Below are 10,725 nucleotides of genomic sequence, written 5' to 3'. Positions count from 1 at the left end.
GGCCCCGCGGCCCCGGCCCCCCACACTTCGGCCCGCCGACGGGCAGTCGACGTCGCCGGGCGGACGGCATCACGGCCTCAGGGCGACGGCCGGCGTCGGCATGATGACCGGGAAGCTCCGGCGGTGATCCTGCTCGTGGCTACGCCGGGCTGTACCTGGCAGCAGCCGCCCCCGGCTTCGTCCGGGCCGACGATCGACTCGATCACCGAGCGGACCGGCCCACCCCCGTCCGCCGGAGCCGCAGCATGGGCCGGGACTGCTGAGGTCAGGGCCGTTGTCCGTGAGGGCAGAGGCAGCTGACAGCATTGTCAGGCACGTTTTCGCTCGTTCACATGTCACTCGACCTTGGGTACGACACGCTCAAGGAGCCTGAGCCAGCGCCCCGACGACGGACGTCGGGACCGCGGTGGCCGCTCCTGGGCCGCCAGCCAGTGCTGGAGCTCCGCGTGCCGGAACTGCCACGAGACCCCGTGGACGCGCAGCACGCCCGCCCGGTGTCCCCAGTCGAGGAACGCCGCGACCTTCCAGGGAAGCAGGTCGCGCCGCTTCATCATCGTCATGGCGATGACGTACCGGAGCCAGCTGATCAGTCCGATGGCGAAGGCCGCGAAGAAGCCCACCGCGCCTCCGAAGGCCGTACCCGACCAGGGCGGGTAGTCGACCAGCCAAAAGACCAACGTGCCCGTCGCCGCTCCCGCCAACAGCCCCAGACCATCCCACTTCCAGTAGTAGGCCGGTGAGAAGTTGCCGCTCAGGGTACGGTCGAGCCCGACCTTGGCCTCCATGCCGTAGCCCAGGACCACCCCGATCACCCCGCCGACAACGAGTCCCGCGACCGGACCGAACAGCAGGTACGTACCCAGGCCGAAGGCCGAGCCGATGGCTCCGCCGATCTCCAGGCCCGACAGGATGCTCAGCAGCAGCCGGGACCGTTTGGGACCTTCGAAGCGTTCACGGAGGCCTCGCGTACGCCGGTTGACGACGGGCACCCAGGTCCGGTGGGCGATCCCGGTCGCGGCGGCCGCCGCGGTGACGACGGCGGTGAAGGCTGCGGCCGCCCACAGCCTGCGACCGGTGGCGCCCGACAGGTCGGCCGTCCCGTCGGTCAGGTGTCCGGCGGTGGTCAGGGCGTGGCCGGGCCCCCCGACGGCTGCCAGCAGACAGGCCACGCAGAAGAAGAGCACGATCCCCACGTGCGCCACCGCCTGCACGGCGCGCACCCGCCGCTCGCCCGCGATGACCCACATGCGGCTGAGGGTGAGATCCTCGGATGCGTGTCGGCCGAGGTGGCGGGCGAGTTCGGCCAGCCAGCGCACGGCCGTCGGCGCGTCCGGTGGTCGGGGTTCGGCCACCACGGCGTCTGTGCAGGCGGCCGGGACGAATGCCGCCAGGAGTCGTTCGTGCAACGCCTCGTCCGCCCCGTCGCCCGTCCGCACCAGTGCGTGGACCAGCTCCGTGACCGGTATCTGTGGGTCGGGCCCGGTGACCGCCTTGACCGCCAGTACGAGCTTCCAGGGGGAGTCCAGGCGGCGGGCGGCTGTGCTCGCCTCGCCGAGCCGCAAATCGGCGCGCAGGTCTTCCCAATGCCCATCGGTCGGGTAGCCCGGGACCCCGTCGGTCAGGGCGCCGACTATCTCGGGGACGGACAGTCGCTGCATTTCCACCACGCATGCCGAGGACGGACCGGGCCGCGTGTCATCGTCCCCCGTGCTGCGCACGGTGACAACCACGGGTGCGGGCCGCCCGCTGCCGGCCGTCAGATAGCGGTCGATGGCCGCGACGAGGTACCCGAAGGGCCCGTCCGCGTTGGCCTCCTGGGGTATGCGCACCTCGTCCAGTCCGTCGAGGACCGGAAGGATCCAGCGGCCGTCGACGAGCGCTCTGGCCGTCTCGGCGTCGTCGCACAGTTTCTGCTTGAGCAACTGGTCGGCGAGCCAACCCTCGAAGTGCCGTACGAGTCGGTCGTAGCCGGCCTGCGAGCCGTCGGGCCTGGACTCGGGAGGTGGGGTACGCCAGTTGACGAGGGTGAGGAGGACGGGCACCGGCTCGTCCTTCGCGCGGCTTTCGAGGAGCTCCGTTGCGAGGTGCACCGCGAGCACGGTCTTCCCGGACCCGGCGGCGCCGCGTACGACGAGGCGGCCGTTCGGGATCGCGTCGTAGAAGTGCCGCACGGTCGCGTACACGGCCCGCTTGGGGACACCCGCGCTCACGTCAAGGGTCTCGTAGCCGACGTTGATGGCGTGCAGTCCGGCGTGGGCTCCGATGCCGGACTTGGACAGCGCGAAACGTCCCACATGCCGGGTTGACCTCTGGTGCAGCCGGCCGAGGGCGTCGTGCAGATGGGCGGGGGCGACCGGCAGTACGCGGCGTTCGCGGAGCCGCGCGCTGCCCAGATCCCGTTCGGAGCCGGCATAGGAACGGTGACGGATGCTCACGGGCGTCTGCGTGACATCGGTGGCCCGAGCGGGGTCGGAGAAGTACCTGTCGACACGCCGGGTGAGTTCCTCGACGTCAGGCGGGAGAACGCGGAGGTCGGAGTGGAGGTACCCGAGCACCTGCCGGGCGAACTCGGTCGTGCCGAGCCCGGCGTCGTTGATGGCTCCCTGGCCGTCGCGGCTGGCGAACAGGAAGTACTGGTCGATCTCCTTGTCGGACAGGTCGCCTTGCGGGAAGCGCCGGGGAACGGGTTCGCGCTCCCGCCTCTTCAGGTACCAGCCGCAGGTGTCGACGATGAAGATCTGCCGTGTCAGGCCGAGGTGTTCCTCGTCCTCGCAGAGCAGATGGCGGCGCAGATCATCGAAGAGCATGCTCTGTGGGTCCCGCTCGATGGACTCGGCGAGCAGCAGGTGACGGCTCATGGTCGAGGGCGCGATCACGCCGTGGCCGCCCCAGTACGTGAAGAGCAGCTCGCGGGTGCGGTCGAGTTCGATGAACGTCTTCCGCACGAGGTCGGCGGAGGCCGGCGTGACGGGGATGCCCAGGGCCGCCGCCCGCGTGACGGCTTCCTCGGCGAAGTCGGGTGTCGGGGACAGCAACAGGGTGATGTTCTCCGCGGGGACACCGCAGGCCCGCAGCCACTCCGCGAAGCGCAGTGCGTCACGGGCCGGCCCGGGGAGCTCGCTGTACTCGGCACCGTCCGCGTAGACCTCGATGCCGACGAGGGCCGCCGTGACCCCTGCGGGGTCCACCGGGCCCTCGTTCATCCGATCCATGCGGTCACGGCCTCCCACATCGCATCGTTGTCCCAGTAGGCGCTGTGCGACTCGATGAACGGCTGCATGTTGTCGACGTGCATGTCCTGCACCCGCGTCCCGAACACCGGCTGGGCGGGATACGAGAGGAAGTCCCTGCGATCGAAGATGTTCAGCCAGCGCTCGGGGAACCGTGCGGGCAGTCCGGTTTCCCGCACGAACGGCAGGCAGGCGAGGGCGTCGAGCTCGTAGAGGTGCGAGGCCTGGCTTCCCACGGTGATCAGCTGATCGACCTTGCCCACTCCCTCGGGCCCCGCCGTGTCGGCGAGCAGCTCGACGCACGCGATGCCTCCGAGGCTGTGCCCGATCAGCGTGACCGCGTCGCCAGGGGCCGAGGCCACGACCGCGGCGATCTCCTCGCGCATGCCTCTCCCGTGCACCTGGTAGCGGAGGATGTCTCCCGTGAGCGGGGCGGCCCCGTCACTCATCGCGCCGCGGTGCTGTTGCCCGTACCAGGTCGCGATCGGCGCGGCGAGGGACAGGGCAACCTTCTTGAAAGGGTTCCCGGCACCCCGGTCCTGTGCGGACAGGTCGCCGACCACGTGGGAGTGCAGGGTGTCGCGGAACGGTCCGACCCGGGTCACCCTGCCGTCGCGCTCGGCGGCCGCGAGAGTGTGCGCGACGAGCGCGGTGGCGACGGCGGCCCGGTGCTGGACGCCGGACCGGTCGACGGTCTTGGCGGCCGCACGGAGTTCAGGGGCGCGGCGCACGTCCTCAAGGGCCAGATCGAAGTAGGACTCGAGTCCGGCGTCTCGCAGGGCGGCCGCAGTCCGGGGCCTCGGCCGGTAGCCGTCGACCGTGGCCAGGAAGGCCCGTTCGTCGCGTGCGGCGGCGTCGGGGGCGAGGCGCAGGACCCGCAAGTCGTACCACGGATCCAGGTAGAGGACCTCCCAGTGACTCATTCGGGCGTCCTCGGCGCTCTCCTTTTGACCCCCCTGTGTGCGGTGGTAGTCGGGGATCGATAACCCGCCCAGATTCAGCCGGACGCCGTGTGAGTCGCCCCAATACACACCCCGGACGTCCAAGTCGGGAGCCCGGCCCTGCAGTTCTTCCTTGATCTTGGTCAGCGTTTCGGAGAACTTCTTCGCACGCACTCCCGTGCCGTGCACGAAGACTACGGATCGGTACACCCGCCACCTCTGTCCATACGGCGAAGCCCGCACGCGACGCGCGCCCCGTCCCCCACGCTTCGGGCCCGGTCGGCTTCGAGGAGCCATTTCATAGCACACGCCCCGCCCCGGCACACAATGCCCGAGGTGCGGGGTGCCACGGTTCCGGTTCCCGGCAACACGGCTTCGGGTGGGTGGCTTTGACACGGACCCTCCGGTGCCGGAAGGAACCACGATTCCGGAGGCCCGGGCCCGGCCCGGTGATGCGGTTGCGGTCACGACCAGTCGGGGCGGTTGGCCTGCCCCGATGCCTTCGGGCCCACCACGGCCGCCGCGGTCAACACGATCCTCCGGGCCTGAGGCAGGACCTGCGGAGCGGCCCCCCGCCCGGGGCGGGACGGGGAGCCGGGTCATGCGCGGGCGGTTGCTCAGCGTTCCTGGACGAACGTGCCGTCCTTGCGGGATCCCGCGGAGCAGGAACGCTTCTCCGCGGCGGTCATCTTCCTGCTCTTCACCACGACCGCGTTGCTCTTGCCGTCGGTGCCGTTCTGGACCGGACCGGTGATGGTGTCCTGGAAGTACCAGTAGTAGTGGCCCCACTTGGGGCTGTCGTAGTGCGTCTGCCAGGTGCCGGAGACCTTCTGCATCACCTGGGCGCGCGAGATCCAGCCGACCTCGCCGGGCTTGACCGTCATGTTGAGCGAGCTGCTCTCCGAGTGCGAGCTCGACCAACTGTGACTGTAACTCGCGGTTATGCTCAGGTCCACGATGCCCGCGATCTTGCCGCCGGCGGTGACGGAGACGCCCAGGGAGTCGGTGGATCCCACCGTGTCGTCCCACGTCATCGCCTGAGTGGCATCGGACGTGCTGCAGTTGAAGAGGGAGTTCGACACCTGCCGGAACTCGCCCAGGTACGCCTCTTCGAGCCGGGGCGTGTTGAACGTGCACTTGCCTTCGCCCGAGGCGCAGTCCGCCATGAGCTGCTGCCGTGTGGGCTGGTCGGCGGCGGATGCCGGAAGGACGGCCGCGGCCGCGACTGCGCAGGTCGCGATCGTCATGGTCAGCGCGCGCGCTGCGTAGCGCCCGACGCGGTTCGTTGTCATCGTGGAGCCTCTCGCTTGGGTGGGGGGACGGTGAACCGCCTTACGACGCCGGTGAATCCCACCGCCGTCGACCGCACGTTCCATCACCGCCTGTTGCTTGTGAGATTCTCCGGGTAGGTATGAGGCGTACGGCATAAATGAGCCACTTGCGACCTGCCCTTCCCCTATACGGCGAGCGTATGGACGGGGACGGTGAGTTCGGCCCGGCTCTGCCTCTCGGACCGCACCACCGTGATCCGCGACGAGGTGTCCCACGTACCGGCGGACGGCCGGCCGGATGCCGCCGGACCCATGCGCTCCCCGGGCCCGTCGATCTTGACCGCCCCGGTGGACGAGAGCCACGGGCCGCTTTCTAGGCTGACCCCATGTCCGACGAGTCACCTCTCATCCGCAGCCTGCGGGCAGCCGTCGCCGCCGCCCCCGAAGACGTGCCGCTGCGGCTGCACTTCGCCGAACTGCTCCTCGCGGAGGGGAGGCACGACGAGGCCGTCACGCAAGCCGCGGTCGCACTGCAGCATGCGCCGGGCGACGTAGCCGTACGGGGCCTGATGGTCCGGGCCATGCAACCACCCACGGTCGGCACGCCCCCGCCCGCAGCCACCGCAACCCCGCCCCGGGCCGGCGCGTCCGCCGTCCCCCCGCCCGCCACGGACGGCACCCAACGCCCCGGCTTCGACTGGGCCGCCGCCGAGCAGGAAGTCGCCGACGTCGTCGGCCCCCGCTTCGCGGCCGGCCCCACCGATCCCGCCGACGCGGGCGATGCCACCGAGGCCCCCCTGACCGCGGACGGCAGCGGCGACCCGGCCGGTGCGTCCGCCTGGGACATCGACGCCCCCGGCGACGTACGCCTCGCCGACGTCGGCGGCATGCAGCAGGTCAAGGACCGGCTCGAAGCCGCCTTCCTCGCTCCGATGCGCAATCCCGAACTCCGCAAGCTGTACGGCAAGTCGCTCCGCGGCGGCCTGCTCCTCTACGGGCCGCCCGGCTGCGGCAAGACGTTCATCGCACGGGCCGTCGCCGGCGAACTCGGTGCCGGCTTCATGTCGGTCTCGCTCTCCGACATCCTCGACATGTACATCGGCACCTCGGAGAAGAACCTCCACGACATCTTCGAGGCCGCCCGCCGCCAAGCGCCCTGCGTGGTCTTCCTCGACGAGCTGGACGCGCTCGGCGCCAAGCGCTCGCGCATGCACCACAGCGGTCTGCGCAATGTCGTCAACCAGCTCCTCACCGAGCTCGACGGCATCAACGCCGCACAGAACGAGGGCGTCTTCGTGCTCGCCGCGACCAACGTCCCCTGGGACGTGGACCTCGCCCTGCGCCGCCCCGGCCGACTGGACCGCACCCTGCTCGTGCTGCCGCCGGACGCCCCGGCCCGGGAGGCGATCCTCCGCTACCACCTGCGCGAGCGCCCCATCGAGTCCGTCGATCTCGCTAAGATCGTCAAGGTCACGGAGGACTTCTCGGGCGCCGATCTCGCCCATGTCTGCGAGAGCGCGGCCGAGTACGCGCTCCTGGACTCCGTCCGGTCCGGCACCGTCCGCATGATCGGCACCAAGGACCTCCTGAACGCGGCCAAGCAGATCAAACCGTCCAGTGAATCCTGGTTCGCCTCCGCCCGCAACGTGGCCATGTTCGCCAACGACGGCGGCATCTACGACGACCTGGTCGCCTACCTGAAGAAGAAGCGCAAACTGTGAGTGGAACATCCCTGCACCCGCGGGTCGAACAGGCCCTTGAGGTGTACGGCATGAAGCGGTACGAGGAGGCCCTCGCCCTCCTCGACCGGCGTCTTGCCGAGGCGCCCGACGACCACGGGGCATGGACCGTGCGCGCCCGCTGCCTCACCGCCGCCGGCCGCAACGAGGAGGGGCTCGACGCTGCGGACCGGGCCCTGAAGCTCGAACCCGAGCTCGCCGACGGGCACTTCATGCGCGGATTCGCCCTGCGCAGGATGAGCCGGCTGCCCGAGGCCGAGCAGTCGCAGCGCGAGGCCATCCGCCTCGCGCCGGATCGCTGGGGCCCGCGTGCCCAGCGCGCCGAGATGCTGATCTTCGTGGGAACGAAGGAGGAAGCACTCCAGGAGGCCCAGGAGGCCGTACGGCTCGGCCCCGACGTCGTCGACACGTGGCACACCATGTACAAGGTCGCCGCGTTCAACAGCCGCTCCGACCTGCTGGACGAATCCGTGCGCCAGCTCCTGCGCATCGACCCGACCGACCAGCTCGCCGTCGCCACGGTCACGCACCGCGAGGTCCGCAAGCCCGGCACGTCCGCCGCCCGGGCCGCCGACCTCTACGCCGGCGCACTCGCCGCCGCCCCCGACTCCGAGTCGCTCCGATCCGACCTCGACCGGGCCGTCTACCGGATGCTGCGTGGCACCCGATGGCTCGCCCTGCTCTGTCTGGCCATGGCCGCCGTCACCGCCGACGTCTTCCCCGCCGGGGGCGGGGCGAAGGAACTGCCCGTCGATCTCGGTACCCGGCTGTGGGCGCTCACTCTGATGGGCCTGGTGTGGGGCTTCGGCGCCTGGCGGCGCTACCGGCGGCTGCGGACCGGAGCACGGCTCACCGTGTCCGTGCTCGTGCGCCGCTCCTTCTGGCCCAGGGTCGTGCTCGGCCAGGCCACCTGGGCCACGCTGTGCGCGCTGCTGCTCGTGGTCCTGCCATGGAGCGAGCGTACCGTCCCCCAGGTCCTGTTCTGGCTGGCCCTCGTACCGAACCTGCTCAGCATCACCCACGACCGGGACAAGGTCTGATGAGCCGGGCCCTGCAACAGGCCGACGTCCTCTGCGACCTGGGACGCCACGAGCAGGCCGCCGCACTCGCCGCCCAGCACCTCGCCGAACACCCCGACGACGCCACCGCACTCGTGCTGCTCGCCCGCTGCCGGCACCGCCTCGGCGACGAACAGCAGGCGCTCACCACCGTCGAACACGCCCTGCGCGTCGAACCCGAGTCGGTGAGCGCCCGGCTCCTGCACACCCACGTCCTGCTCGCCCTGAAGGAGTACGAGCGGGCCGAGGGCTCCGCCCGGCGCGCCGTCGAGCTCGCCCCGCAGTACTGGGGGAGCCACTACACCCTCGGCACCGTCCTCGACCGCGAAGTCCGCGGCCGCGCCGTCCGCAAGAAGCGCAGGCGGGCCGCATACGAGTCGGCCCGCGCGGCCGTCGCCCTCGCCCCCGAGGAGAGCGACGCGCACTTCCTCGTCGGCCTGACCGCCCAACGCACCGGCAACCACCGCGTCGCCCGGCAGGCCTACGAGACGGCGCTGCGGCTCGACCCGGACAGCAGCGGGGCCCACAACAACCTCTCGCTGCTCCATCTGCGCCACGGCCGGCTCCGCCCCGGCTCGTGGACCCGGGCAGCGGAGGGCTTCGTCCAGTCCGCCGCCCTCGACCTGAACGACCGCCGGGCCCGCCACAACCTGGAGACCATGGCCTGGGGAGCGGTCTCGGGCTGCCGCTGGGTGGCCCTCGCCGGAATCATCGCCGTGTCGTGCGGCTCTGCCCGCCTGCGTGCGGGCGCCGCCGGCACCGACGCCCTCGTCACCCACCTGGTGTGCACGGCCGTGCTGGCCGGCAGCTGGGGAGGCTGGTTGCTGTGGCAGAGCCGGCGGGTCCCGCCCCACCTGCGCCGTCCCCTCCTGCTGGTGGCGCGCGGCTGCCGGCAGGTCCTCGGCATGGCGTTCGCCGTCGGGCTGCTCATCGTCCACTCGGCCCTGGCGCTGGTGCTGTGGCGCAGCGTCCTGTTCGGTGCGCTCGCGATTCCGCTGTTCTTCTTCGCGCTCGTCATGTCCGTGGCCGGCCGTACCGCCCTTGAGCAGCGCGCACCGAAGCCGTAGGAGACGACGACCCACGGTACGACGCCGGTCCGGATCCCGATGGCGGTTGCGGCCCGGGCCATGGAGTGGGTGCGTTCGTAGGAATTGCCGGGACCACCAGCGAGCAGTGTGTCGGCCGTCGCCGGAGTGCGGAGACGGCATCGGCGTTGGCCGAGCGTCAGTCCGGCGGGTCGAGGTCGCCGGTGGCGAACAGCCGGTCGGCGCGGCCCGTGTGAGCGTGTCGAGCAGCGCCGGTGCGGTGGCTGCGGTCCACCTCAGGTGCAGCGGCCACCGTCCGGCGCGGGTGTTGCGCCCGTTCCCGCGTGAGCCTCCGTGGTCGTCGTGGTGGCGGGGGCGAGGTGGTGCTCGTACGTCCGGAAACCGTCGCGGACGCCGAGGAGGACCTCGCCGAGGGCCAGGTAACCCTCGCTGATGAGCGGGGTGTCACGCAGCGCCTCGATGAGGAAGTAGTACGCGCCCAGGTCCTCGGTCTCCAGGACGGCGAAGTCGGAGTGGCTGCCGCTGAACGCCTCGGCGTCGAAGAACCGGGCCGTGACCCGGTCCGCGTAGCGGGCGAAGACCGGTTCGATGTGTGTGGCGCGCATCCGGTTGCGTTCCTCGCGCGACAGCGCCAGCCAGCGCGGCGTGAGCGTGTAGGTCAGCACGATGCCGTAGGTCATGAGTCCCCCGAAGCCAGTTGTTTACACCGTTAACTCTGATGGGAAGCTAAAGTGATACCTGTTAACTTTGTCAAGTGGAAGGCAGACCGGCCCAGATGACGGACACCCCGCACGGCACCCGGCCCAGGCGCCGCCACCGCGTACGCGACGAAGCCCTGGCCGACGCGATGCGCATCGCCCGGCGGCTACTGGTGGAGGAAGGGTCTGCTGCGGTGACGGTCCGGGCTGTCGCCCGGGAGATGGGTCTGACCGCGCCGGGCCTCTACCGCTACTACGCCGGGCACCGGGAGCTCGTCCAGGCCCTGGTCTCACACCTCTACGAGGAGCTCGCCGCCGCCTTGGCCGCCGCACGCGAGAGGCGGCCGGCCGACGAGCCGGGGCAGCGGCTGAGGGAAGTGTGCCGGGAGCTGCGGCGGTGGGCGCTGACCCACCCGCAGGAGTTCACCCTGCTCTTCGCCAAGCCCGTGGCAGACGCCGGCACGACACCCGAGGACGCCGCGCACGACTCCAGTTGGCGCTTCGGGTCCGTCCTGCTCGACCTCATGGTGCAGATGTGGCGCCGCGGCGGCATGCAGGCGCCTACGGATCTGGACCCGGCCTGGGTGGTGCAGCTGGAGGAGGTGCGCGAGCACCTGGCCGGGGAGCCGGTGCCACTGGAGGGGATCTACGTCTTCGTCGCCTGCTGGGCGCGGCTGTACGGGGCGGTCGCGGTCGAGGTCTTCGGGCACCTCGACTTCGCCCACACCGACCCTGAGCCCCA

The 10,725-nt window shown here is 70.9% G+C and carries 8 protein-coding genes; 4 read left to right on the top strand and 4 right to left on the bottom strand.

Annotation, left to right across the window (positions count from 1 at the left end):
* Positions 1 to 335 precede the first annotated feature (335 nt).
* The 3 genes from ACFXA3_RS22025 to ACFXA3_RS22015 all read right to left on the bottom strand — a co-directional run bounded on the left by ACFXA3_RS22025 (position 336) and on the right by ACFXA3_RS22015 (position 5,463).
* Entirely contained in the window at positions 336 to 3,212 is a 2,877-nt protein-coding gene (locus ACFXA3_RS22025; protein WP_385189114.1) for an NACHT domain-containing protein, read from the bottom strand.
* Positions 3,200 to 4,153, bottom strand: coding sequence for a hypothetical protein (locus tag ACFXA3_RS22020; RefSeq protein ID WP_385189113.1), 954 nt, complete (start codon positions 4,151 to 4,153; stop codon positions 3,200 to 3,202). The genes ACFXA3_RS22025 and ACFXA3_RS22020 overlap by 13 nt, the downstream gene beginning before the upstream one ends.
* A 635-nt stretch (positions 4,154 to 4,788) precedes the next feature.
* Positions 4,789 to 5,463 (bottom strand): hypothetical protein, encoded by a 675-nt coding sequence (locus ACFXA3_RS22015; RefSeq protein WP_385189112.1) that lies wholly within the window; start codon positions 5,461 to 5,463, stop codon positions 4,789 to 4,791.
* A 365-nt stretch (positions 5,464 to 5,828) separates the two neighbouring features.
* On the opposite strand from ACFXA3_RS22015, the gene ACFXA3_RS22010 reads away from it, so the two are divergent.
* From ACFXA3_RS22010 to ACFXA3_RS22000, 3 genes are read left to right on the top strand one after another with little or no spacing between them, the layout of a single operon-like run.
* On the top strand, positions 5,829 to 7,163 hold the full coding sequence (locus ACFXA3_RS22010; protein ID WP_385189110.1) for an AAA family ATPase: 1,335 nt from the start codon (positions 5,829 to 5,831) through the stop codon (positions 7,161 to 7,163).
* Entirely contained in the window at positions 7,160 to 8,221 is a 1,062-nt protein-coding gene (locus ACFXA3_RS22005) for a tetratricopeptide repeat protein (RefSeq protein ID WP_385189108.1), read from the top strand. Before ACFXA3_RS22010 ends, ACFXA3_RS22005 begins: the two co-directional genes overlap by 4 nt.
* Entirely contained in the window at positions 8,221 to 9,306 is a 1,086-nt protein-coding gene (locus ACFXA3_RS22000; RefSeq protein WP_385189106.1) for a tetratricopeptide repeat protein, read from the top strand. The genes ACFXA3_RS22005 and ACFXA3_RS22000 overlap by 1 nt, the downstream gene beginning before the upstream one ends.
* 254 nt (positions 9,307 to 9,560) lie before the next feature.
* Here ACFXA3_RS22000 and ACFXA3_RS21995 read toward each other — a convergent pair whose 3' ends face one another.
* The gene (locus tag ACFXA3_RS21995; protein ID WP_385189104.1) at positions 9,561 to 9,965 is read right to left on the bottom strand and encodes a darcynin family protein; all 405 of its coding nucleotides are present in this window, start codon (positions 9,963 to 9,965) and stop codon (positions 9,561 to 9,563) included.
* A gap of 74 nt (positions 9,966 to 10,039) precedes the next feature.
* On the opposite strand from ACFXA3_RS21995, the gene ACFXA3_RS21990 reads away from it, so the two are divergent.
* Positions 10,040 to 10,725: TetR/AcrR family transcriptional regulator (locus ACFXA3_RS21990; RefSeq protein WP_385189103.1), on the top strand; the 686-nt coding region annotated here is incomplete at its 3' end.

The organism is Streptomyces sp. NPDC059456, from assembly GCF_042750055.1.
GTDB lineage: Bacteria > Actinomycetota > Actinomycetes > Streptomycetales > Streptomycetaceae > Streptomyces.
Note: the sequence above shows the minus strand (reverse complement) of the source record. Positions and strands in the feature narration are given on the sequence as shown.